This window comes from Veillonella seminalis (assembly GCF_003992065.1).
In the GTDB taxonomy this organism is placed as follows: Bacteria; Bacillota; Negativicutes; order Veillonellales; family Veillonellaceae; genus Veillonella_A; species Veillonella_A seminalis.
This window is the reverse complement of record NZ_RQUZ01000006.1, coordinates 74,113-99,228: the sequence shown is the minus strand read 5'-3', so window position 1 is coordinate 99,228 and position 25,116 is coordinate 74,113. Positions and strand designations below refer to the sequence as shown.

Here is a 25,116-nt window from a genome sequence, read left to right as displayed (position 1 = left end):
ATAATCAACCCCCGCTATCTATCTATACCTTCTCGGCCACGCGTAACTTGGCACTCCGTGCTCGCGGATTTGCCGTTACTTCTTCGTTGCCGGGCTCAATCGCTTTATTTCTCGCTTTAACTACCGCCACATGGTGGCATACGCAAACCGGCAGTTCCGGCGGACAAATGCAACCGGTACTCAGCTCTTTGAAAGTCTGTTTAGTAATCCTGTCTTCCAATGAGTGGAATGTAATAACCCCGATGCGACCGCCCGGTTTTAATAAATCCACAGCATCTTTAAAACTGTCTTTTAAAATAGCCAATTCCTGATTTACTTCAATGCGTATAGCTTGGAATGTTCGTTTTGCCGGATGCGGACCTTCACGTCTTGCCCCAGCCGGAATAGCTTGTTTAATAATCTTGGTTAATTCACCTGTAGTCGTTATCGGTTTATCCTCACGAGCCGTGACGATAAATTGAGCAATACGTTTTGCCCAACGCTCTTCGCCATAATCCTGAATAATGCGGACTAAGTCGGCTTCGCTGTAACCGTTCACCACATCGGCTGCCGTTAACGAGCCCTGCATATCCATACGCATATCCAGCGGACCGTCCTGCATGTATGAAAAACCGCGTTCAGCCGTATCAAGTTGATAACTTGATACGCCGAGATCAAAGATAAATCCGTCTACCTCAGTAATGCCCCGACTCGTCAAAGCCGCTTTTAAATCTTTGAAATTGGTGGGAATCGTCATAACGCGACAGTTTAAATCTGCTAAACGTTCAGTCGCGGTCGCCAACGCCACCTCATCTTGATCGAGTCCGATGAGTAAACCGTCAGCGGCCAATTGCTCACCTAACGCATGGGCATGCCCCGCACCGCCCAGCGTGCAATCTACGTAAATCCCATGGGGATTCGTTAAAACGGCGTTTACTGTTTCTTTCAGCAACACGCTTACATGATAAAATTCCATGGGGCCGCTCCTTTCCGTTTTCACAATTATGCTCAACCCTTAATCAAACATTCACTATATCGCTATAGTATTGCATTACTTAAAAATAAGCCGTCAATAAATCTCTTAAAACATCTTTTTAAAAGAGCTTTCAAGCTTAGCTTTATAAAATCAATTTAAAATAAAACGCTTACAGCAAAAAATCTTCCATGTTTTCAGACAATTGTTCCATATTGTCATCCATATCTTCCTGGTAAGCCATCCAATGTTCACGATTCCAGATTTCCACATGATCGGCTACGCCGATTACCATAACCTCTTTCTGCAGTTTGGCATATTCGCGCAATGTAGCCGGTACCAAAATACGCCCTTGACGGTCGAATTCCAGTTCATTGGCATTAGCAAAAATCTGACGTTTAAGACCGCGAACACCGGCCTTACCGTTTGGCTGGTTCATCAGTGCTGCTGCTTTGGCGGCAAACATTTCGGACGTATAAATTGCGAGACAATTATCGAAGCTCTTGGTCATGATACAGGACTCCCCTAATTGTTCGCGCAATTTTGCCGGAATAATTAAACGTCCCTTCGTATCAATGGTATGTGAAAACTCACCCATGAACATCATTGTCTCACCTCCTTTTACACGTTCCCTATCTTATCTACCACTATATGGTAAATTCTACCACATTCCCCCACTTAATAACAATAAAATCTGCAAAATTTAGCAAAATTTAAAGAAAAATTTTTAAAAGCAAACATTTAATCGTAAATTGGCTTCACTTAACCGATTTTTTGTTTCTGTTTTTGGTCTGTATGTACGATAAAATAAAACAGTCATATTTGAATCGCTCCACTTTGCACCACCGCCAGAATAAAAAATCGAAAAAACACCACTTTTTACCACCGATTGTTTTAAATCTTTCGGAACATATAAAAAACACCCCCACTTTTTAACACCGCCCCCTTCTCATTCGTCATGAATGATTCCTCAATCAAGAACAAAACGCCATTAAAAAATAAAGAATATTATTTTCAGTATGCAAATTCAATATACGATTTTCATTTTTTTGCCCTATTTATGATAATTATCTATATCTGTCATAAAACAGACACACTTCTGCTATACTATACATAGACACAAATTAAGAATTATCTGTAAATACTGAAACTAACAGAAAGGACTCATTCTATGAGCATTGATAAAACACAACATACAAGCCATAGTACTCATGGTCACGGCGGCACACGTTCGCGGAGCCACCAACATCAGAACAAGCACGACAAATGCTGTTCCCGCGGTCCGTCAAACTACCAAATTATGTGTGAACCGTTTGTCGCCATCCACCGTAAAATGGAACTGCTCCTTTGCTTTGGCCAATTACTTATGCAAAACGGCGCCAACACCAATCACATTCAACGTGATATGATGCGCGCCGCCTCTTATATGGGGATTCCGCCTCAATATGTTCATATTCATATTACCTATATGACATTAATGCTGAACATTAACGATGAAAAACACTCTTACACCGTGTTCCGTAAAACGCCGTTGCACGGCGTAAACATGACAATATTATCTACATTGTCAAAATTAACCTGGAAAGCCATCAACGAAAATTACAGCCTTGATGAATTTGAAGCTCATCTGAAAACTATCGCTGAGGCACCGCCTAAATACCCGGTAGCCTTTCACGGCCTTGCGGCCGGTTTCGCTTGCGGCGCTTTCAGTATTTTATTCGGCGGTACATTTTTAGCCGCTTTAGTTACTGTAATATGTGCCATTATCGGCTTTATTGCCCGCTACATTTGCCATCACTATCAAATCAATTTTTATTTTGGTGTAGTAGCCGCCTCTTTTGCCGCTACTTTTACAGCCAATCTGATTAATACAACCTTTGAATACGGCACTATTATATATGCCATGGTCAGTTGTACCCTCTTTTTAATCCCCGGTGTGCCGCTGATCAATGCGGTGGATGATATGATTAATAACCATATCGTATCCGGTATGACGCGTGCCATGCACACTTTACTGATTGTAAGCAGCATGTCCGTGGGTATCGCCATGTCGCTCTATTTCGACCATGTCTCCACCTTTACCCACCTCAATATTACCCCGGTTGTGGTAACGCCGATTCAAGCGATAGCCGCTGCCGTCGGGGCTGTATGCTTCGCTATGATTTTCAATACACCGTATCGTTTACTATGGGTCACGGCATTAGGCGGTACCATCAGTGTTATTACCCGCAACATACTCATCGTTGATTTTGGTTTTACGCTTGTAGGTGCCAGCTTTGTAGCTTCTGCCATCATCGGTTTATTGGCGCTTAAAACATACAAACTCTTGCGGACGGCTCCGTTGATTCTGTCTATTCCGGCCGTCATTCCTTTAATCCCGGGCGTATTATTATACCGTTTCTTATTCGGTCTGCTTACTATTAATCAGCTCACACCGGATAATTTGCTCTTCGCCTTGCGCAGTGGGATTACCGGCGAACTCACCATCATCTGTATCGCCATCGGCGTAGCCATTGCACATATTATTGCAAGAAGTTATTTGGATAGAAAAAAGGAGATTTCTTTGCAAAAAGCGCTTCGCGAACGGCAGAAGTCGCTTTCGGAATAAAAAGAAGTCCCCGCAAGCAGCATAAACATCATGGCATGTTTCTACACTGCCATATAAAAATATATCGCCTCCATAGGCTTGGTTTGCTTCGCAAAAAGACCCTATGGAGGCGATATATTTTTTATACGCAAGACTATCATGCAGCAACAAAGAAAGTGCCATATTACTTAAAACGGTTCTTTACGGGGACTTCTTTTCACTTTAGAAAAGTGCATCATACCGTCATCGCGATAGTGCGTTTTTGGCAAAGATATCTCCGCGAGAAAAAAGGCCTTCACGCTTTGCGTGAAGGCCTTTGGCATAGTTTTGTTATTAAATTATAACTGAGCTTCGATAGCTGCTTTCAATTCATTCTGAGGAATGTAACCGATTTTGCGATCTACTACTTCGCCGTTTTTAATGATAGCGAATGTAGGCAAAACTTCGATTTTGAATTCTTTAGCTAATTCAACTACTTCATCAGTGTTAACTTTAGCGAATACAACTTTATCGCCCAATTCTTCGGATAAAGCTTCGAAAATAGGCATCATACGTACGCAATAACCGCACCATGGAGCCCAAAAATCTACAATTGCCACTTCTTTGGAAGTCACGGTATCTTTAAAGTTTGCTACTGTTAATTCTGTTACATTTGCCATAGTTAAATAACCTCCTAAATCAACAAATTTCAAATTTGCTGAAAATAAATATCAATATATACGCTAATTATATTAAACTACATAATTGGTCGCCGGTCAAATCTGAACCAGTACACAATCCTGAATTACTTCCAGTCCCAGTTCTTTGCCTTTAGCCACAACGGCCGGTTTATCGGCCCCCGGCTGCAACCAAACAACCGAAATTCCCAATGCCTTGCAATCATCCAAAGCCTGTAAACCTACAGCTTCCGGAACTACAAAATCCACTACTTCGGGAACTTCCGGTAAATCGTGAAGTGACGCATAACAAGTAGCGCCGTCGATCTCATTTACATTCGGATTCACGGGATATACTGTATATCCGTGATCGCGCAAACAAGCATATATTTTATAGCCGAATTTTTCCTTACGTCCGGTAGCGCCCAATACGGCCCAAACTTTTTTGGTCAGCGCTTCTTTTGGTGTCATTTAATCACCTCAACTCTCTATGTTTATTATATCAAAACATCGAAATTTGTCAATCTAATTTGTGCCTGTTTTAGATAATTATTATCAAGAGAATAATTCAACAAATTCTCCCATGACAGGCTTCCGAATTTTTGCAATTGTGAAGGCATAACAAGCCCTGCCGCCACTGCCAGTCGTCCTAAAATCATAGGTGCGCTGCAGCCGCTCATTCTCAATTCCCGCAACGTTATGCTTTGCTGTCTTTTTGATAAACGATAGCCTTCACTGTCAACGACTAACGGTGCATGTGCATACCTTGGCGGCTCTGCTCCGAAGCATTCATAGAGCCACAACTGTCCCCCTACGGCCGGCAATAAATCAAAGCCCCGAACTATGTCGGTAATGCCCATGGCAATATCATCCATAACAACCGCTAAATTGTAAGCAAACATGCCGTCGGCGCGCCGAACGATAAAATCATCCTGTGCCGGTATGAGCTCAGCTTTTTGCGGTCCTTGCCAAAAATCGTTAAATTCATATATGCGCGACTCTACTTTCATACGCCATGATGGTGTTTTATGAGATTCATAGGCATGGCGTTCCGATTCACTCAAATTGCGACAATGACCGTCGTAATGAGCAATCCCTTCATGACCGTGCGGTGCCGACGCAATACTTTGTAAACGAGCCCGATTACAGTAACAGGGATACACCAATCCCTGATCCTGCCACTTCGTAATCTGCGCCTCATAAATCGGATAGCGTTCACTTTGCCAATAGGAGCCGTCAGGACCACCTGCACGCGGTCCTTCATCCCAAGTCAGTCCGAACCATTCCAAATCATCCAGCAAGTCTTCACCGAATTGCCGTTTGGCTCGTTGAATATCAATATCTTCCATGCGCAACACAAAGGTGCCTTGCTGTTGTTTGACTTGCAGCCACGAGAGCATGGCAATCCATAAGTTGCCTAAATGCAGATGCCCGGTCGGGCTCGGTGCAAATCGCCCTTTAATTTTATTAATCATTGCGCCAATTGCTCCCAAAGCTCATACAGTTCAGCCAATTTTTTATTGGTTGCTTCCATATGGGCTGCTGTTTCCGCCAAAGCCTCGGCATCTTCCTGTAAAGCAGGGTTCTGAATCTGCACTTCGTACATTTTTAAAGTTGCTTCCAAACGGGCAATTTCCGTTTCCGTTTCTTCCAGCTTTTTAGCTTGCATAAAAGAATTTATTTTAATACCTTCGGAAGCATTATTACGCTCAGCGTCACGATTGTCGTTATTATTGCTATTATCGGTATTCCCGAAATCGCCCGCTTCAGAGTTCGTTGAATTATTACCGGTATTACGATTTTTACCACCGGCACGGCTGTCATTTTGATTGCTTTGTGCCGCCTGTAAAGCTGCCAAATCCTGTTGTTCTTTTAATTTAGCTTTATAGTAACTGTAATTGCCCAAATATTCTTCAACGCCCTCCGGTTCAAGCACCAAAGTCCGTTTTGACACTTTATCCAAGAAATAACGGTCATGCGATACTACCAATAATGTACCGGTAAAATTCATTAACGCATCTTCAACCACTTCGCGGGTCGGAATATCCAAATGGTTCGTCGGTTCATCCAAAATCAAGAAATTATTGCCTTGCAAAAACAATATTAAAAGACTTAAACGTGCCCGTTCACCACCGGATAAATCACGAATTTCTTTGAATACATCATCACCTTGGAACATGAACATGCCCAATACATTACGCGCTTTTTCTTCGCTGTAATTAAAATGACTCATGATTTCATCAACCGGCGTCCAAGCAGGATGCAATTCTTCGTGTTCCTGCGAAAAATACCCCACCGATACACGGCTGCCGATGTCTATAAAACCCGCTTCCGGTGTTAATTCACCGGTAATGGCTTTCAGCAAAGTAGATTTGCCGGCTCCGTTCGGACCGATTAAAGCCACCGCTTCGCCGCGGCGAATCATAAAGGAAACATCCTCCACGATGTCTCGTTCACCGTAAGATAAAAACAACTCTTCCACAGTTAACACTTTATCTGCACTGAACTCCGCTTTTGGAAATCTGAATTTCAACGTCTGCGATTGTTCCGGTGCATCCAAGCGTTCCAATCGATTCAATTGAGACTGACGGCCCCTGGCCATTTTAGATTTAATGCCGGCTCGGTATTTATCAATATACTCTTCGGTTTTACGAATATACTCCTGCTGTTTTTCGTACGCACTTTGTTGTGCTTTATGCTGAGCCTCACGCTGTTCCACATATCGGCTGTAATTACCGCGATAACTAGTCGCCTTATGATGGTCCAGTTCAACAATACGCGTGGTAACACGGTCTAAAAAGTAACGGTCATGGCTGATGATTAAAATGCCGCCGCCATAGGCACTCAAATAATTTTCCAACCATTCCAACATATCCATATCCAAATGGTTAGTCGGTTCGTCCAAAAATAAAAAATCCGGTCGGCGCACTAAAGCTTTGGCTAAATTAATACGCGTTTTTTGACCGCCGGAAAATTCAGATACCGACTTTGTCAAATCTTCATCCGAAAAGCCCAGACCATAAGCAATTCGGCGACTTTGTGCTTCATAATCATAACCGCCCAGCCAATCTAAGCGATCCTGAATTCTGGCCAACTGCTTAAGCAGACTTTCATCATGAGGATCATCCGCAAGCTTAGCCGACACATCGAGCAACTGTTGTTCCCAATATTGCACATCGGCAAAAGCCTTCTGAATTTCCACCGCTAAACTGTCATCGCCTAAATTAATGTCCTGTTGTAAATAGCCGATTGTAGTGGCACTGTCTTTTATAATTTGACCTTCATCATAATCTTCAATGCCCAACAGGCATTTCATGAGCGTTGATTTGCCGGCTCCGTTAGGTCCTACCAAGCCGACTCGCTCACCATGTTTTATTTCAAAGGATACTTTGTTAAACACTTGAAGCACGCCAAATGATTTACTTAATCCTATTACGCGGATTTGTTCCATCCTCTAAGCCTCCGTTCATCTATATACCTTTTTATTATATCATAGAGAGTCGGTGCTTGGCGCCTCCACAGTGTCAGCTTTTACAAAAATACACAATTCCACACTGTCTTTTGTTTTACGGGCGTGTTGAAATAATTTTCCCAATAAGGGAATATCGCCGAGGAGCGGTATTTTTGAAAACTGTTTCCCTTCCCGATTATCCATGAGACCGCCGATAACAAGGATTTCGCCGGGCTGTAAATGAACACGCGTATGAGCTTCTCTGGTCGTTATGCGATATGCCTTCAATTCCGATACCATGGCCGGACTGCTTACTTCCGCATGAATATCGGCTTCAATACTGTTATCTTCAGTCACAAAGGGCGTACAAGTGAGACGTATCCCCGATTCTTCATAACGAGTAGTTGTCCGACTCTCCGTACCGTCTTTCACTTCCTCTAAAACAGGGATTCGGTCCCCTATGAGGATTTTCGCTTCTTCGCCGTTGACGGCCATAATCGACGGTCTGGCAATTAAAACAGTCTTATTATTGGTTTCCTGTGCGCTTAATTCCGGCTTAAACCAAAAGGTATACGGACTCCCTTCCGGTGCACGACCGAACTGAATCCCCCCGTAAGAATCGGTATCATCTTTATTTCGTCCCGTCAAACTTTGCCACGACCACTGAATCCCTGTTTCTTTTACAAAATTATGTTCAATCGCCACAACAGCCACTTCTAAGCGAATTTGTTTCGGGCTCATATCCAGCGAAGGCAAAATATCATGAACCTGCCGCAATTGAAGGGCCGTACCGTACACCATGACTTGATTACTCCCTTTTACCACCTTAATATTCTTTTCCGGTACGATAGCCGTCAAAGCATCCCCCAAAGCCACCGGAGAGATATGTTTTGGCGTTATTACTTCGGCTACCCGGGCATCCTTATCCCCCATGCCCCGTCCGTCTACAATCCATAACCCCTTATCTTCGTGCAAACTGAAATGTTTAATCGCCGCCAAACGTTGCAACGCGGCAATCCCATTTGTTTCATTAAGACGGATCGACACAGTTCCTTCCAACGTTTCCGTACCGGTAATGGGAATACCTTCACTGCGCGCTATCGACTGAACCAAACTGCTTAAATTACTGTTATTGACAGTCATTGATAAAGCCGACACCGATTCACCGCAAAGCTGAAAAGAACTTATTATTGCCACCATAGTTAAAACTCTTACTATGTTTAAAACCATTGAATTTTTTTGAACACTCATCATTACTAATCCCTTACTTCGGTCAATAAACCTACCCTTATTTTTCAATTAACCCACTCTTATTTAATCAATCTAATTTTATTTTTCAATCAACCTGATCTTATTCTTCGATCAGTCTAATCTTCGCCTTCAATCAACATATAGCCAGCGAGTAGCGCCAGAGTCGCTTATTAATACAGCCCCGGCCGTTATCTGTTGTACCGTAACCCCTGACGGTCCTTCCCCGATGCCGTAACAGCCCTCACCGCCGGCACTGCTTAAGATGACCATCGGCGATGATCCGGTAATAATGCCCGTAACCTTTATATCATCCCCGGATTTCGGTACAGCCGCATCCCCACCGCCACTGCCGACGTATATGGAATTGTGGCTTCTCCGGCCGAAGCTGCGGCCGGTATTATCCGAATAACCGCTACTAATACTAGTACTGCCATATGGAGCATTCCCGCTTCCCCCGGATGTATTACGTCTGTCCGCGGTATTCGTTGTGCCAACTATTCGGTTGGTGGCACTTTCCCCTGCTGCCGTCATATCCGCATTCAGTAAAGGATGAGTAAACGGATTATCTAAAGGGTGCCCTCTTAAAGCAGCGGTTAAACTCATGACCGGGGGCGCAAGCACTTCATTATCGCCGGACTTAGTATTTCCCTTTCTCCCGTCATCCGTTAATGTCTTCTTACCATCCGCTAAAGTGCGATAAGAATTGCCCGCAATCGCTCCGCCACGTCCATTTTTATCATCGGAGTTCATAGCTCCGGAATGCCCTCTGTCAACTTCACGAGATTCCGCCAAGTCACTGACCTTGGTCCATTGCGAGGTATATAAACCATACAGACAAACGAGGCAAAATAAAAAGACCGCCCCGTACAAGAGGCGACCTTTCTTAATTAACAAATTTCGCATTTCTTGCAGAGACAGTCTATTCATAATATCACAGTCCTTTATTCTTTTGTATAACCGTTTGGATGATTTTTATGCCATTGCCAAGCATCCCCGATAACCTGAGATACTTCGCTGTGTGTCGGCTTCCATCCCAAAACAGTCCGGGCCTTTTCCGAAGACGCAATCAATGTCCCCGGATCACCGGCACGACGTTCGCCGATAGCTACAGGAAAATCCACGCCTGTGACAGACTTTGTAGTATCAACAATTTCTTTAACGCTGAAACCGTTGCCGGTTCCCAAATTAAAGTAATTGGATTCACCGCCGTCGCGCAAATATTCCATACTTAAAATATGAGCCGATGCCAAATCGGTTACATGAATATAATCACGTACACAAGTACCGTCAGCCGTATCATAATCGGTACCGAAAATCGTAATATTGGCACGTTTACCCAAAGCGGCTTCCAAAATAAGCGGAATCAAATGAGTTTCCGGTGTATGATCTTCACCGATTTCACCGCTTTGATCGGCACCGGCTGCGTTAAAGTAACGCAAAGCTACATAACGCAAACCGTAAATATCACTGTAATCACGCAACATCTGTTCAATCATGAGTTTTGTACGACCGTAAACATTGGTTGGTGCCAAACGGGCATCTTCTTTAATAGGTACCACTTCAGGTTCACCGTAAACGGCAGCCGTAGAGGAAAATACAAAATATTTTACGCCGGCTTTGCGCACCGATTCAATGAGTCGGAAGGATCCTACCACATTGTTTTCATAATAAATCATCGGGTTTACCATAGATTCACCCACTTGAGAGTGTGCCGCAAAGTGCATAACGCCTTCAATGCCTTTAGCTTTTAAAATGTCGGCTAAACCCGCATCAGCGATGTCCATGTTAATAAACTCAACACCTTCAGGCAATGATTCTACATGACCGCGCGATAAATTATCCAAAACAATCGGTGTATGCCCTGCTTTTTGCAAAGCACGAACCGTATGACTGCCGATATAGCCGGCCCCACCGGTAACTAAAATTTTCATAATAATCCTCCCTAAACCCAAATGCAGATTTTCATTTGATTCTCAAGCTGTACCTTATTTTTCCGCTTGATGCGCCGCCAATTTAGGTCCCAATAATTTTTTGTACACTTCAACACCCGGTTGATTGAACGCATCTACACCGGCCAATTGACCTTCATAGAAAATAGCCCAGCAAAGCATGAACATAAATTCACCTAAATGGAAGGCCGATAAAGTCGGTAACTCATAGGTCACATTAAAGCGTTTATCGCCTGTTAAAGCTTCACTATTGGCTTCTAAAGCGGTATTTAAAATAACCCCAAGATCCAAACCGCTGAATGCTTTAAGAGGTTTATATTCATCATAAGTATGCGGTACAACTGCCTCAGTACCCCAATCTTTTACTTTCACAAACGATACGATTTTGTTCAAACGGCCTTCTTGATGTTCCTGCGTTTGAGCATGCATATCCGTCGTCCCCACGGCTACCACCGGCGTACGACCGTAACGACCGTCGGTTTTCGGCTGATGTTTGCCCAATGATTCAGCCAAGAGCTGTACATACCATTCAGACAAGGATTTTAAAGAATCGCCGTAAGGCATCATGATTTCAATGATTCGACCGTATTTTTCGGCGGCAATATATTTTAATACCGCATTTAACAAGGCCGGATTTTTAAGTGGGTCACCGCCTTGGCAGGCTTCATCCATGGCTTTGGCACCATTTAAAAATTCACGAATATTAAAACCTACAACGGCGCCAATAATAAGACCTACTTCCGTAAATACGGAAAAACGTCCGCCCACACCGTCAGGTACGGCAAAGGTAGGCCAATTCTGTTGAACAGCCAATTTATGAAGCAATGTTTCCTTATCATCGGTACGAGGATCGGTAACGGCTACCACTTCCACACCAATACCGGCCTCTTGCAAAGCTTTCTGTACAACCATAAAGTTGGACATCGGTTCAATGGTTGAACCGGACTTGGAAATCAAAATGAGCATAACCGTATATGGTGCACCTTTATGAGCGGCACTGCGTTTTAACGTTGCAATTAATTCATTAGTGCGAAGCGGATCCACATTGTTACCGCTGGAATATAATTTCGGATAGCCGTCACGTTCAGCTTCGGACTTCTGATTCCAAAATTCACCGCAGTGAACATCAAACAGTACCTTACCGCCCAAATAAGAGCCGCCGATACCAAAACTTACAACAGCATCCACTTTTTCTTTAGCATGTCGGCCTAAATCTTCCAAACGCTTTAACACCGTTTCATTATTGAGATTTTTATCTTCAATATACGGAAGTTGTGGGAATAATACGGCTTCAGGCTGACCGTCTTTAGACAAATGACCGTCCACAATACCGGTGGAACGAACACGAACGGCCGCTTTTACAGCGCCGGCAATAGAATCAAAATAAGTATGAACATCAGCTTCAGTTACACCCCAAGATGTAAACAAGTTTGTATAATCAAATGTAAAACCGGATGGTAAAATGATTTTTTTCATTGAAACTCCTCCTTTTAATCACTCTTTTTATTGTACCTTGCTCACATTCATGACGCAATAGAAAAACCGAAGAGTGCCATACATTTTATTCATAACTCAATCAACTTTGTCGTGCCTGCTTTAGCCAGGGCATCTGCTTTTTCATTGTAGGCAACGCCCGTATGGGCTACCACCTTGTGAAAGACCGTCTTAATCTGACGGCGACTGTTCAACATAAACTCCGCATAATATTGGGTAAGCGGATTATTGGCCTTCCAACGCCCCGTGGCCCACATTTCAATACCCATATAATCGTAATAAATATGGATTTCTTTGGCCTGCTTGGCTACCGCGGCCTCAATGACATGCATGGCCCCCAAAAGTTCACCGGCTACATTCCAATAAGCGGTGTACATCGGCTTATCCGTACCGAATGAAAACGTTTCTTCTTGCCCCTCATAAAACAATATGCCACCGGTACCTACCACATTATTTGTTTTGTCAAAACTCCCATCAATAAAGGCTACCGCACTTTTTGGTCCCAAATCAGCCAAGATGGCCGCCATATCATCGGAAGCATCGGTTATATCGTTTTGAACACTTGAAGTCACTTTGCGACGACGCGGCGTACGTCGTTTGCTGGCCTTAGCCGTAGCTAAATACTCCTCCATAGACATACCTTTAATCGGTGCAATGTCTTCCTGCATGAAGGCTTCCGCCTCCTGTTTTGACATAAACGATTTGTAAACAGCTCCACCATAGCCTTTTACCTGGCGCTCGCAAGCAGCCCAAGAATCATAAATTCCCCGCACTCTCCCCGCTCTGACGGCATAATACTTTTTACCCATATAAGCTCCTTATTCTAGAATAACTGTAATCAGTTCATTGTTAACGGTTCGAACTGAGCATCTACTACGGACTGCAAATCCTTCGGATTCACTTTAATCTGCATACCGCGTAAACCGGCACTCACATAAATTTGATCAAACGTTGCCATGGTAGCATCAAAATAGGTGGGAAATAGCTTTTTCATCCCCACCGGTGAACAGCCGCCTCGCAAATAACCGGTAAGCCCCAATAAATCTTTGACTGCGATTAACTCCACCGATTTATTGCCACTCACCCGTGCGGCCTGCTTAAGATCCAATTCGGCTGCTACCGGAATACAAAACACCACCGGGCCCGTCACATTACCCTTACCGACCAACGTTTTAAAAACTTGTGCTTCCGGCAAGTGCAATTCTTCCGCTACATGGACACCAGCACCGCGGCCTTCTTCCCATTCATAGGCCAATACCTCATACCCGATTTTATGCGTGTCCAACATGCGCATAGCGTTTGTTTTTTTATGCTCTTTCTTACTCACGTTCATCGTTCCTTTTATATTTTACTACAGTTTCATTTAAAATTTTACTACAATTCAGCTGAAAAACAGCTGAATATTTATGAAATCTTTCGCATTATAAATCAACTTTTATGATGATTAACGATTATTTATTCATATTTTAATATATTATTACTTATTCAAAATTTTACTTATATTTTTGAGCTCAATCCTTAAAGTCCCATCCGGATTCGTTACAATTTCAATAAAATCACTATTTTTCATGTATTCTACAGGAAAGCTGATTTCAATGCCCGTGTCGGTTTTAATCTTATGTTTTTCCCCCACTTTGGCGGCAAATTCACGATTCACCGGCAAAGGCCGCAACATATCCTGCTCAGCCAAAGCCTTCTTAGCCGCTTCTTTTTGTTGCGGTTGATTGGCAAACACCGTATCCACAATGGTTTCCGGATTTAACGTGTCCGATACTTCCGCATTTTTAGAAATCATGGAACGAACTTTCACCAATTCTTCCACGCCGTCGCCTTCATGTGCTTTTGCCACTTTATCCACAATTCGGCGAACTTTCGCCACCGTATCGCGAGATGAAGGATTCGTCCCTATTTGCAATACTTTATCACCTAAAATATAAACAGCTTCACCGTCATATTCCCCTTTGTGTTCAAACAGGCGTACTGAAAAATCTTCCAGATCAATGGCACAAAAGGACCGCAATTTTTGGGTGGGACTCGGCAAAACAGCACGATTCGGAATCAATTCGGTGGTTAAGGAGCCGTCTTCCTCGTTAAACAGTTGATGCGTATACGCATCATGAGCCTGACAGAGCAAAATACACAAATAGCGATGATTTTCGGCAGCTTCACAAATAATGGTATCAATAATCACAGGATCTGTGGCCTGTTTCATATAATTAAAGATAGTTTCACCTAGCTCTTTGCCGACTTTCGTAATATCCGTAAGGCCGTCACGGTATTGCACCAATAATTGGCCTAAATGACTTGTTTCATTTAAATAACCGGTTCTGAGTCCCGGATCTTTAATGCCCTTCATAACATGAGCGCTCACATAGTCCTGTAAAGCCTCCTCGCCCATATTTAATTCATTTTCCGAATATACCGCCAATGACGATGAAAAATCCAAAATCTGTAAAACTGCACGATTGATTTGCATAGCTGCTCCTTAGATGGATAAAAAAGTGTCTTGCCTCGCATTAACAACACGAAAACAAGACACTCCAACGATATTAACACATTTTACAATGCATATGATTAATTTATAACCGGTTCTATCCGCATCACCGATAGATCACCGAATGTCTGCACCGCTTTTATAAACGGTTCAGTTCACACGCAACAATTAGCCCTGTACGTATGGTCCGAATAAGCCGGCAAACAAATGAGAGCCTTTCTTGCCCAAAATAGCGGCACAAAGCGATGCCAACGCACCGATGAAGGCTATAATCAACGCATTACTTGCCGTCACATTATAGGAATATGCCACATACGCCTGTATCAGCGTCAAGACGAAATACACAATGGATAAATAAATTTTGAATTTCATTACCGGTGCTGTCGTTGTTTTATAACGAAGTTTACCGCCGATGTAACCGGAAATACCGCCGATTAATACCAATAAAGGCATTACTAAGCATACCAACATAGTGAAATCGAATAAACGAAATGCCAAGCTGTAAGGTACGATTAAACCCAAAATAGGCAAGCCTACCGTCATAGCGGAACCGGCGATTGGGAAATGTACCGCAATCGGATGTAAATGTAAATCTAATAAACGTTTACGAGTAGGATTCAATTTGCGTGGCGTATATTCTGCCCAAACAGTTTTTGGAAAACCGCAAGCCGGACATGGTTGGTCTGCTTTATCGGCCGTTTCAATATAACCGCACACACGACAAATTATGTATTGAATCTTTTTTTCTTCTTGTTTTTTGGTCTCCATTTCAATCTCCTCACAAAAACAAATACTTCTCTTCCCATTGTACCACAATCTCTAATTATCCGACTATAACAAATCAATCATCAATAATTACATTTTGTTATGGAAGTATTTGTAAGTTGCTGTCAATCCGTCAGCCAGTTTGGTTTTAGCTGAAAAACCTAACTCATTTATCATTTTTTTTGTACTTAATAAAGAGTGTTTTATATCCCCTTTACGTGCCTCTTCATAGTGTACATCAAAGGTATGGTTTACTAATTTCTTAAACTGCGCAACCAATTCGTTCAGCGAAGTTCCGACTTCCGTACTTACATTAATTACACCAACAAGGTCAGGTTTATCGAGAGCTTTCAAATTAGCCGCCACCACGTCGTCTACATAAACAAAATCTCGGGTCTGTTCACCATCACCGAAAATGCTGATATCCTTATGAGCCTGTAAACGTTCACAGAAAATGCTGATTACTCCGCCTTCACCGCCATTGCCTTGGCGCGGGCCGTATACATTGGCATAGCGGAAGCAAATATAAGGTAAACCGAAGGCTTCGTGATAAATACGCAAATAACTTTCCGTGGTCAATTTGGTCAGTCCGTAAAACGACGACGGCTGCCCGGTCATCGTTTCCGTAAGCGGTAAGGTAGCCAAATCACCATATACGGCGGCCGAAGAAGGCATGATAATCTTTTTGACGGAAGCTTCACGGCAAGCATTCAACACATTAATGAGTCCCAATAAATTAACATCACAATCAAAGGCCGGATCTTCCATAGAGGCCGGCACCATAGTTTGAGCCGCTTCATGGAATACATAGTCCGGTTTGAATTCAACCAATGTCTTACTGAAAACTTTATCGCGAATATCCATTTCCAAAAATTGAGCTTTTGGATTCACAAAATCGCGACAGCCGGTGCTCAAATTATCAATTACCAATACCTTATGACCTTGCTCGATAAGTGCATCTACAAGATGTGATCCGATAAAGCCGGCTCCGCCGGTTACGCAAATATTCATTACACTACCTCACTTCGCTTTGACAAACGAAATATAAATAAGTCCCAATACAAAACCGATAGCCGAAGGTACTACCCAGCCCATGCCCAAATCAAAAAACGGCAAAGCTTTATATAATCCCAAGGTTTGCTGTACCCACACCGCATTCCCCATAAATTCAGGCAATGTGTTAAGAGCATCACCGATGGCTGCAAGCAAGGCAAACAATGTAGTGCTCAAATAAACAGCTTGACGTCCTTTAAAAACAGGAGCCAAGAATGTAAGTAAAATAATAGTAATCGTCAACGGATACAATAACATCAAAATAGGAATTGCCAACGAAATAATTTGAGTCAACCCTACATTGCCGATTAAGAACGAAACAATGGCAAAAGTATAGGCATATTTTTTATAGCTCACAGAATTCGGGAACAAATCAACAAAAGTTTCCGAACACGAGCAAATAAGGCCTACGGCCGTTTTCAAACAAGCCAAAGTAACGGTAATGGCCAATAATACGGCCCCTACGGATCCGAAATAGTAGTTAGCAATCTGGGCTAAAGCAATACCGCCATTAGCCGACAGAGCAAACACACCAAGACTGGAAGCCCCTACATAGGCCAGGAAAGCATAGATAATAACCATCAAAACTACCGCTACAATACCGGCTTTAACCATGCCGGCTGCAATATCTTTAGGTTCTGTAACACCTACGCTCTGCAAAGCACGAACCACGATAATACCAAAAGCCAAGGCGGCCAAGGCATCCATCGTATTATACCCTTCCGTGAAGCCCTTGAAGAACGGCATTGTCAAATAATCACCGCTGACCGGTGCCGTTGCTACGGACCCCATCGGATTAACCAAGGCTACTATCAAAAGAATGGCTAAAAACACTAAAAACAGAGGATTTAATATTTTGCCGATATACGTCATGAGTTTGCCCGGATTCATAGAGAAAAACAGGCCCAACGCGAAAAATACGAATGTAAATACGGCTAAAGCCATGGTCTGCATATCATCACCGATATACGGCGCCAAACCGATTTGGTATGAAACGGTAGCCGTACGCGGTAAAGCAAAAGCCGGCCCGATTGTTAAATACAAAAGAATGGTAAATAATTTGGCATAAGTCGGATGAACGCGCGATGCCAAATCAAATAACCCGTTGCTCTGCGAAATACCGATAGCAACTACACCCAAGAACGGCAAACCGATAGCCGTAATCAAGAAACCGATTGTGGCCGGCCACATATCAGCCCCTGCTTCCTGCCCCATATGAACCGGAAAAATAAGATTACCGGCACCGAAAAACATGCCGAACAACATTGAGCCGATAACAATGGCAGAACTTAATGATAATTTCCCCTGCAAAATAATACCCTCCTACCGAATGGTTTTAACCATTACACTACAAAAATTTAATACAACCGCCGGTACTGCTTAACGGCCACCTTCAATGGTAGCACGCTTTTCATCTTTAGACAAACGGAAAAAGCGATAAACTTCGGCCGCCGCCTTTTGATTCATGCCCGGCACGGCCGCCAATTCCTCTTCCGTTGCGGCTTTAATACCTTCCAAATTCCCGAAAGCCTGCCACAGGGCTTTGCGTCGTTTCAGCCCGATACCTTCAATATAATCCAAAATAGATTCCAAATTACGCTTACCACGCAACTTGCGATGATAGGTAATGGCAAAACGATGCGCTTCATCACGAATTTGTTGCAACAACTGTAATTCCGGCGAATGATGTGACAAAATAATACTTTCCGACTGTCCTTCCACAAAAACTTCTTCAATTCGCTTAGCCAGTGAAATAACAGGCACATCAGTTACGCCCACAGCACGAATCAACGGTAACGCCGCATTAAGCTGACCTTTACCGCCATCGATGATAATCAAGTCAGGCATAGGCCAATCGGTTTCATTACCGTAACGACGCTCCATGATTTCCGCCATGGATTTAAAATCATCCGGTTTGCCTTGCACGGTTTTTAATTTGAAACGACGATATTCCTTCTTAGCCGGTTTACCGTCTTCAAACACAACCATGGAGGCCACCGTTTCACTGCCCTGCGTATGGGAAATATCAAAACATTCCATACGTTCCGGCAACCGCGGTAAATCGAGAACTTCCGCCAATTTCTTGACGGCTCCGCCGCTTTTATCCAGATCATACTGCCACTGGCGACGCCGTTCTGCCAAAAAGTTCTGCGCATTTTCGGCTGCCATTTTAATCAAATCATGCTTATAACCGCGTTGCGGCACGGATACTTCTACATTTTGCCCCTTCATTTCGGTGAACCATTTTGCAAAGAGCTCCCGTTCCTCCGTTTCATAAGGCAACAAAACTTCCTTCGGCACAAAGGTTGTACCGCCGTAATATTGTTTAATAAACTCCGTCATCACCGTTGAGGCATCATCACCTTCATTTTTAATGAAAAAGTTTTCACGCCCCAACATACGTCCCGAACGAATAAAGAATACCTGCACACAGGCCATGAGCCCTTCCATGGCAATGCCCACCACATCGATATCGCCGCGCTGTGTTACCATGCGCTGTTTTTCACGGAGCTTTTCCAAAGCCTGCAATTGATCGCGAAGTTGGGCTGCTTTTTCAAAATCCAACTCTTCCGCGGCCGCTTCCATTTGAGTTTTTAACTCGCCTAAGAGCGGAATCGGCTTACCTTCCAACACCTGAACAATCTGATCGATATAAGTTCGATATTTTTCCGGTGATACCAAGCCCTGACACGGTGCCTCACAATACCCTAAATGATATTGCAAACAAGGTCGCGGCACATTCATATTGGAGCAGGTGCGAAGAGGAAAATGACGACGGAACAATTTTAACGTTTGATGTACCGCCGTCACATCCGTGAACGGACCGAAATACTTGGCCCCGTCACGCACCATACGCCGTACCATGAGCACCCGCGGATATTCTTCCTGCACGGTTACCTTCACATACGGATAAGTTTTATCATCGCGAAGCATAATATTATACTTCGGATGATGCTCTTTAATGAGCGTATTTTCCAAAATTAAGGCTTCCATTTCCGTCTTGGTCTGAATGACCTCCACATCAACGGCTCGGCGCATCATGGCCGTCACCTTCGGCGCCCGGTTAATGTCATTGCGGACATAAGAACGGACGCGATTGCGAAGATTAACGGCTTTCCCCACATAAATAATGCGCTTATACTGATCGCGCCACAAATAAACACCCGGTGTGGTCGGCAGATGGCTAATTTTCTCCAATACTTCTTGCGTAACCATTATTGACCTGCCTTTTTAGCGGCATCCATAAAACGCTTTGTTTTCGCCAATACAGGTGCCAAGAATTTGCCGGTGTAACTTGCCGGCATTTTGGCAATCTGTTCCGGCGTACCGGTACCGACGATGGTACCGCCGCTCACGCCCCCTTCGGGGCCTAAATCGATGATATGGTCCGCCGTTTTAATAACGTCCAGATTATGCTCGATAACAACGACCGTATCGCCTGCATCAACCAACTTTTGCAATACATCGAGAAGCTTGCGAATATCTTCCGCATGTAAGCCCGTAGTCGGTTCATCCAAAATATACAGAGTTTTACCCGTGCTGCGACGAGCCAATTCGGTTGCTAACTTCACGCGCTGAGCTTCACCGCCCGACAAAGTAGTAGCCGGCTGACCCAAACGGATGTAGCCCAAACCTACCTGTTGCAAAGTTTCCAATTTTCGATGGATTTTCGGAATTGATTTGAAAAACTCAACCGCATCATCCACTACCATGTCCAATACATCGGCAATCGATTTGCCTTTATATTTAACTTCCAAAGTTTCCCGGTTATAACGAGCTCCCTTGCAGACTTCACAAGGCACGTATACATCCGGCAAGAAGTGCATTTCAATTTTAATGATACCGTCACCGCGACAGGCCTCACAACGACCGCCGCGCACGTTAAAACTGAAACGGCCCTGTTTATAACCGCGCATTTTAGCTTCCGGCGTCTGGCTGTACAATTCACGAATAGAATCAAACACACCGGTATAGGTAGCCGGATTGGAACGCGGTGTACGTCCGATCGGGCTCTGATCAATATTAATGATTTTATCAATATATTCAGTACCGCGTATTTCTTTATGCGCACCAACCTTATGGTATGAGCGATAAAGATGGTTAGCCATGCCTTTGTAAAGGATTTCATTAATCAAAGTAGACTTACCGGAGCCGCTTACACCGGTGACAACCGTGAATACGCCTAACGGGAACTTAACATTAATATTCTTTAAGTTATTTTCCGAAGCGTCGCGAATTTCCAACACATTACCGTTTGACTTGCGCCTGGTTGCCGGCAATGGAATAAATTTACGGCCGCTCAAATACTGACCGGTAATCGAGTTTTCATTGGCCATTACTTCCTGTGCGGTCCCTTGGGCGATGATTTCACCGCCGTGTTCACCGGCTCCCGGACCGATATCCACTAAATAATCAGCAGCCAACATGGTATCTTCGTCATGTTCAACAACGAGCAAAGTATTGCCTAAATCACGAAGACCTTTCAAGGTTTCAATCAAGCGATCATTATCACGTTGATGTAACCCGATGGACGGTTCGTCAAGGATATATAAAACGCCTACCAAACCGGAGCCGATTTGAGTAGCCAAACGAATACGCTGTGCTTCACCGCCCGACAAAGTACCGGCATTACGGCTCATGGTAAGATAATCAAGACCTACATTATTGAGGAACATGAGACGGGCTTTGATTTCTTTTAAAATCTGATTCCCGATAAATTGTTCACGTTCCGTCAACGGTACTGTATCAAAGAAATCGACGGCATCACTGATGGTAAGCTGCGTCACTTCATTGATGTTTTTATCACCTACGCGAACAGCCAAGGCTTCCGGTTTTAAACGGGCACCGCCACAAGTCTTACAAGGTTTAATGGACATGAATTCTTCAAAAGCTTCACGCATGGAATCAGTCGTTGCCTCGCTGTGACGACGTTTTACCATCGGCAAAATGCCTTCATATTCCGTGTGGAATGTCTTAATTTCGCCGCGCATATTTTCATAATCAAAGGTTACCTTATCGGTAGTCCCGTTCATTACCATTTGTTGTAATTTCTTCGGCAATTCATTATAAGTGGCCGATAAGTCATACCCATGAGCCTTCAACAAGCCTTCCAACTGACGCATAAACCAGGCATTCGGATTAGAGCTTAACGGTAAAACCGCACCATCCGCAAAAGATACATCGCCGTCCGGAATCACGCGTTCTTCGTCGACTTCCATGGTACTGCCGATGCCCAAACAAGCCGGACAAGCACCAAACGGACTGTTAAACGAGAACATACGCGGTTCAATAGCCGGCAAGGAAATATGACAATCAGGGCAGGCAAAATGTTGACTGTACATGTGCGACGGTCCGTCTATTTCCTGTACCACTACAATACCTTCGCCCCATTTGGCCGCCGTTTCCATGGAATCGGACAGACGACTTTCAATGCCTTCTTTGACAACCAAACGGTCGATAACAATTTCCAAATCATGTTTTTTAGTTTTAGCCAGTTCAATATCCTCATCCAAGGTACGGATTTCACCGTCAACGCGTACACGGGCAAACCCTTCTTTGCGAAGACGTTCCAATAACTGCTTATGTTCCCCTTTTTTACCGCGCAATAAAGGAGCCATAATGAGCAATTTGGTCCGTTCCGGCAAGGTCATCACATCATCGGTCATCTGCTCGATAGACTGCTGTGAAATCGGCTTACCGCACTGTGGGCAATACGCATGACCTACCCGAGCAAACAACAATCGCAAATAGTCATATATTTCCGTCACCGTACCCACCGTAGAACGAGGATTACGACTGGTTGTTTTCTGATCAATAGAGATAGCCGGCGATAAACCTTCGATATAATCCACATCTGGTTTATCCATTTGCCCCAAAAACTGGCGGGCATAGGCCGACAAAGATTCTACATAACGTCGCTGCCCTTCCGCATAAATCGTATCGAAAGCGAGCGACGATTTGCCGGAGCCGCTAAGCCCTGTAATGACAATAAATTTGTCACGTGGCAAAGCCACATCTATATTTTTAAGGTTATGCTGGCGCGCCCCTTTTACTATAATTTCTTCTTTCACGATAACCTCCCGATTATCCAACAGAGTATTAATATATCGTGTATTTTATTATTCGGCCGGAGCCAAACAGTCAATCATTAACAAACGAATATCAGTTAGTCAGCTGACAAACTATTGTTAATTAACGGAGAAATAGGCAAGACAGAATGCCTTGCCCATAGTTCCTATTTTTTGCGACGTACATCCTGTAAATCAGACAATTGTTGTCTCAAAATACCAAGTTCATCACGAAGTTCGGCCGCTTTTTCAAATTCCAATTGTTTAGCCGCCGCCTTCATGAGACGCGTGGTTTCTTCAATTTTATTAAATACATCTTCGACGGTTAATTCAGGTGTAGCTTCATACGCAGCCGTACCGTCTGCCACAGCCTTAACGCCTTTGGCCTTGCCGGTTGCTTTAGCACCGGTCTTAGTGCCCGCTTTACCGCTCGTTTTAGCGGCACTGCGTTTCTTGGCCGATGCTACAGCTGCTGCCGCATCATCATCAACAGCCTTACCGCGACCGGAACGTTTGGCACCGCTTTTGCTATCGCTGTTGCCGCCCGTCTCTTCTTCCAATTTAGTTAATTCAATTAATTCTTTAACTTCTTTACGAATGGATTTCGGCGTAATATTGTGTTCCTTATTATAAGCACTCTGCACTTCACGACGGCGTTCCGTTTCAGTGATGGCCCGGTCCATAGAACCCGTAATGCGGTCCGCATACATAATAACGCGACCGTTTTCATTACGAGCAGCACGACCGATTGTCTGAATCAAGGACGTATCACTGCGCAAGAAACCTTCTTTATCCGCATCCAGAATGGCAACCAAGGATACTTCCGGCATATCAAGTCCTTCACGAAGCAAGTTAATCCCTACGAGGACGTCAAAAACACCGGCTCTGAGGTCACGGATTATATCGGCACGCTCAATGGTAGCAATATCGGAATGCAAATAGCGTACGCGAACACCCACTTCTTTGAGGAATTCCGTTAAATCTTCCGCCATTTTCTTCGTTAAAGTTGTTACGAGCACGCGTTCATTCTTAGCGGCCCGTTGTTTGATTTCACCCAACAGATCATCCATTTGGCCTTTAATCGGGCGCACTTCAATAAGCGGATCCAAAAGACCGGTAGGGCGAATAATCTGTTCCGCAATATTGGTTTGCACTTCCATTTCATACGGTCCCGGCGTAGCCGATACGTAAACAATCTGATTAATTCGTTCTTGGAATTCTTCAAATTTCAACGGACGGTTATCCAAAGCCGACGGCAAACGGAAACCATACTCGATTAAGTTTTCTTTACGAGCCCGGTCACCGTTGTACATAGCACGCAACTGCGGAATCGTTACATGCGATTCATCAATTAAAATCAGGAAATCATCCGGAAAATAATCGATTAAAGTATACGGCGCTTCACCCGGTTGGCGGTTAGATAACAAGCGGGAATAGTTTTCAATGCCCGAGCAATATCCCATTTCCTGCATCATTTCGATATCATAACGGGTACGCTGTTCCAAACGCTGTGCTTCAAGCAAACGATCTCTCGATTTTAAGAAATCCAATTGTTCCGCCAATTCCGCTTCAATACGTTCAATCGCAAGTTGCAGTTTGTCACGGGTCGTTACATAGTGAGAGGCCGGGTAAATGGCCACATGCTTGCGTTCCGTAATCACTTCACCGGTCAGTACATCCACTTCGGCCAAACGGTCGATTTCATCACCGAACAATTCAATGCGAACTACCCGTTCACTGTTGGCGGCCGGGAATACTTCAATCGTATCGCCATGCACGCGGAAGGTACCGCGAGTGAAGTTAATATCATTGCGAGTATACTGAATATCCACCAATTTTTTCAAAATATCATCACGGCTTCGTTCTTGCCCCAAACGCAAGGATACTACCAAGTCGCTGTAGTCTTCCGGGTCACCTAAACCGTAAATACAGCTTACGGAAGCCACTATAATCACATCACGACGCTCAAATAAACTCATTGTCGCAGAGTGACGCAATTTATCGATTTCATCATTAATGGATGCATCTTTCTCAATGTATGTATCCGTCGACGCAATATAGGCTTCCGGTTGGTAAAAATCATAGTAAGACACAAAATATTCCACCGCATTATTTGGAAAAAAGCTCTTAAACTCACTGCATAATTGCGCGGCCAAGGTTTTATTGTGGGCAATAACCAATGTCGGCTTCTGTACCCCTTCAATCAACTTAGCCATCGTATATGTTTTACCCGTACCGGTAGCTCCCAGTAAAACCTGGGCCCAATCGCCGTTATTAACGCCCTGCACCAACGACTGAATGGCGGCCGGCTGGTCACCCATCGGCTGAAACGGTGCCTCTACCTTGAAGGGTGTCATATTGCCTTCGTAATTACGATGAATATTAGGATGTGCCAT

General features: G+C 43.9%; 20 protein-coding genes. 1 reads left to right on the top strand and 19 read right to left on the bottom strand.

Annotated elements, in window-relative coordinates:
• Window positions 1-22: 22 nt before the first annotated feature.
• Together rsmH and mraZ are read right to left on the bottom strand one after the other, a co-directional pair.
• Window positions 23-955 carry a 16S rRNA (cytosine(1402)-N(4))-methyltransferase RsmH gene (gene rsmH, locus EO126_RS05340; protein ID WP_006554948.1) on the bottom strand — a complete coding sequence of 311 codons (933 nt, stop codon included), beginning with the start codon at window positions 953-955 and terminating at the stop codon, window positions 23-25.
• 169 nt (window positions 956-1,124) lie between these two features.
• Window positions 1,125-1,559: a division/cell wall cluster transcriptional repressor MraZ gene (mraZ, locus tag EO126_RS05335; protein ID WP_006554949.1), complete on the bottom strand. Its 435-nt coding sequence runs from the start codon at window positions 1,557-1,559 to the stop codon at window positions 1,125-1,127.
• Window positions 1,560-2,123: 564 nt separating this feature from the next.
• On the opposite strand from mraZ, the gene EO126_RS05330 reads away from it, so the two are divergent.
• The gene (locus EO126_RS05330) at window positions 2,124-3,560 is read left to right on the top strand and encodes a threonine/serine exporter family protein (RefSeq protein ID WP_006554950.1); all 1,437 of its coding nucleotides are present in this window, start codon (window positions 2,124-2,126) and stop codon (window positions 3,558-3,560) included.
• A gap of 317 nt (window positions 3,561-3,877) precedes the next feature.
• Here the strand turns inward: EO126_RS05330 and trxA are convergent, their stop codons facing one another.
• The 17 genes from trxA to uvrB form a co-directional block, all read right to left on the bottom strand.
• The gene (gene trxA, locus EO126_RS05325) at window positions 3,878-4,198 is read right to left on the bottom strand and encodes a thioredoxin (RefSeq protein WP_006554951.1); all 321 of its coding nucleotides are present in this window, start codon (window positions 4,196-4,198) and stop codon (window positions 3,878-3,880) included.
• A gap of 96 nt (window positions 4,199-4,294) precedes the next feature.
• On the bottom strand, window positions 4,295-4,666 hold the full coding sequence (locus EO126_RS05320) for a CoA-binding protein (RefSeq protein ID WP_006554952.1): 372 nt from the start codon (window positions 4,664-4,666) through the stop codon (window positions 4,295-4,297).
• A 26-nt stretch (window positions 4,667-4,692) separates the two neighbouring features.
• The gene (gene gluQRS / locus EO126_RS05315) at window positions 4,693-5,670 is read right to left on the bottom strand and encodes a tRNA glutamyl-Q(34) synthetase GluQRS (RefSeq protein WP_006554953.1); all 978 of its coding nucleotides are present in this window, start codon (window positions 5,668-5,670) and stop codon (window positions 4,693-4,695) included.
• Window positions 5,667-7,646: an ABC-F family ATP-binding cassette domain-containing protein gene (locus EO126_RS05310; RefSeq protein WP_127007886.1), complete on the bottom strand. Its 1,980-nt coding sequence runs from the start codon at window positions 7,644-7,646 to the stop codon at window positions 5,667-5,669. Before EO126_RS05310 ends, gluQRS begins: the two co-directional genes overlap by 4 nt.
• A gap of 39 nt (window positions 7,647-7,685) precedes the next feature.
• Complete coding sequence (locus tag EO126_RS05305; protein ID WP_164726705.1) at window positions 7,686-8,846, bottom strand: type II secretion system protein GspD; 1,161 nt, start codon at window positions 8,844-8,846, stop codon at window positions 7,686-7,688.
• A gap of 180 nt (window positions 8,847-9,026) precedes the next feature.
• Complete coding sequence (locus EO126_RS05300; protein WP_127007882.1) at window positions 9,027-9,824, bottom strand: hypothetical protein; 798 nt, start codon at window positions 9,822-9,824, stop codon at window positions 9,027-9,029.
• Between the two features lie 14 nt (window positions 9,825-9,838).
• Window positions 9,839-10,828, bottom strand: coding sequence for a UDP-glucose 4-epimerase GalE (galE, locus tag EO126_RS05295; RefSeq protein WP_127007880.1), 990 nt, complete (start codon window positions 10,826-10,828; stop codon window positions 9,839-9,841).
• Window positions 10,829-10,882: 54 nt separating this feature from the next.
• The gene (locus EO126_RS05290) at window positions 10,883-12,322 is read right to left on the bottom strand and encodes a glucose-6-phosphate isomerase (protein WP_127007878.1); all 1,440 of its coding nucleotides are present in this window, start codon (window positions 12,320-12,322) and stop codon (window positions 10,883-10,885) included.
• A gap of 89 nt (window positions 12,323-12,411) precedes the next feature.
• Window positions 12,412-13,149, bottom strand: a complete 738-nt coding sequence (locus EO126_RS05285; protein WP_127007876.1) for a ribonuclease H1 domain-containing protein — start codon at window positions 13,147-13,149, stop codon at window positions 12,412-12,414.
• 29 nt (window positions 13,150-13,178) lie between these two features.
• Window positions 13,179-13,667 (bottom strand): Cys-tRNA(Pro) deacylase, encoded by a 489-nt coding sequence (gene ybaK / locus EO126_RS05280; protein ID WP_127007874.1) that lies wholly within the window; start codon window positions 13,665-13,667, stop codon window positions 13,179-13,181.
• Between the two features lie 150 nt (window positions 13,668-13,817).
• Window positions 13,818-14,816, bottom strand: coding sequence for a nucleoid-associated protein (locus EO126_RS05275; RefSeq protein ID WP_127007872.1), 999 nt, complete (start codon window positions 14,814-14,816; stop codon window positions 13,818-13,820).
• Between the two features lie 186 nt (window positions 14,817-15,002).
• Complete coding sequence (locus tag EO126_RS05270) at window positions 15,003-15,602, bottom strand: rubredoxin-like domain-containing protein (RefSeq protein WP_006554962.1); 600 nt, start codon at window positions 15,600-15,602, stop codon at window positions 15,003-15,005.
• A gap of 87 nt (window positions 15,603-15,689) precedes the next feature.
• Entirely contained in the window at window positions 15,690-16,610 is a 921-nt protein-coding gene (locus EO126_RS05265; RefSeq protein WP_127007870.1) for an NAD-dependent epimerase/dehydratase family protein, read from the bottom strand.
• Window positions 16,611-16,619: 9 nt separating this feature from the next.
• Window positions 16,620-17,963, bottom strand: a complete 1,344-nt coding sequence (gene brnQ, locus EO126_RS05260; RefSeq protein ID WP_127007868.1) for a branched-chain amino acid transport system II carrier protein — start codon at window positions 17,961-17,963, stop codon at window positions 16,620-16,622.
• A 69-nt stretch (window positions 17,964-18,032) separates the two neighbouring features.
• Window positions 18,033-19,868: an excinuclease ABC subunit UvrC gene (gene uvrC, locus EO126_RS05255; RefSeq protein WP_127007866.1), complete on the bottom strand. Its 1,836-nt coding sequence runs from the start codon at window positions 19,866-19,868 to the stop codon at window positions 18,033-18,035.
• A complete protein-coding gene (uvrA, locus tag EO126_RS05250; RefSeq protein ID WP_127007864.1) occupies window positions 19,868-22,723 on the bottom strand; it encodes an excinuclease ABC subunit UvrA in 2,856 nt (951 codons plus the stop codon). Before uvrA ends, uvrC begins: the two co-directional genes overlap by 1 nt.
• Window positions 22,724-22,887: 164 nt before the next feature.
• Window positions 22,888-25,116 (bottom strand): excinuclease ABC subunit UvrB, encoded by a 2,229-nt coding sequence (gene uvrB / locus EO126_RS05245; protein ID WP_006554967.1) that lies wholly within the window; start codon window positions 25,114-25,116, stop codon window positions 22,888-22,890.

Coding starts and splice junctions, on each gene's coding strand:
- rsmH (WP_006554948.1), bottom strand. CDS start 955: ATGGAATTTTATCATGTAAGCGTGTTGCTGAAAGAAACAGTAAACGCC.
- EO126_RS05290 (WP_127007878.1), bottom strand. CDS start 12,322: ATGAAAAAAATCATTTTACCATCCGGTTTTACATTTGATTATACAAAC.
- gluQRS (WP_006554953.1), bottom strand. CDS start 5,670: ATGATTAATAAAATTAAAGGGCGATTTGCACCGAGCCCGACCGGGCAT.
- EO126_RS05330 (WP_006554950.1), top strand. CDS start 2,124: ATGAGCATTGATAAAACACAACATACAAGCCATAGTACTCATGGTCAC.
- EO126_RS05275 (WP_127007872.1), bottom strand. CDS start 14,816: ATGCAAATCAATCGTGCAGTTTTACAGATTTTGGATTTTTCATCGTCA.
- EO126_RS05285 (WP_127007876.1), bottom strand. CDS start 13,149: ATGGGTAAAAAGTATTATGCCGTCAGAGCGGGGAGAGTGCGGGGAATT.
- EO126_RS05300 (WP_127007882.1), bottom strand. CDS start 9,824: ATGAATAGACTGTCTCTGCAAGAAATGCGAAATTTGTTAATTAAGAAA.
- EO126_RS05270 (WP_006554962.1), bottom strand. CDS start 15,602: ATGGAGACCAAAAAACAAGAAGAAAAAAAGATTCAATACATAATTTGT.
- trxA (WP_006554951.1), bottom strand. CDS start 4,198: ATGGCAAATGTAACAGAATTAACAGTAGCAAACTTTAAAGATACCGTG.
- EO126_RS05320 (WP_006554952.1), bottom strand. CDS start 4,666: ATGACACCAAAAGAAGCGCTGACCAAAAAAGTTTGGGCCGTATTGGGC.
- galE (WP_127007880.1), bottom strand. CDS start 10,828: ATGAAAATTTTAGTTACCGGTGGGGCCGGCTATATCGGCAGTCATACG.
- uvrC (WP_127007866.1), bottom strand. CDS start 19,868: ATGGTTACGCAAGAAGTATTGGAGAAAATTAGCCATCTGCCGACCACA.
- EO126_RS05305 (WP_164726705.1), bottom strand. CDS start 8,846: ATGGTGGCAATAATAAGTTCTTTTCAGCTTTGCGGTGAATCGGTGTCG.
- EO126_RS05265 (WP_127007870.1), bottom strand. CDS start 16,610: ATGAATATTTGCGTAACCGGCGGAGCCGGCTTTATCGGATCACATCTT.
- EO126_RS05310 (WP_127007886.1), bottom strand. CDS start 7,646: ATGGAACAAATCCGCGTAATAGGATTAAGTAAATCATTTGGCGTGCTT.
- uvrB (WP_006554967.1), bottom strand. CDS start 25,116: ATGGCACATCCTAATATTCATCGTAATTACGAAGGCAATATGACACCC.
- mraZ (WP_006554949.1), bottom strand. CDS start 1,559: ATGATGTTCATGGGTGAGTTTTCACATACCATTGATACGAAGGGACGT.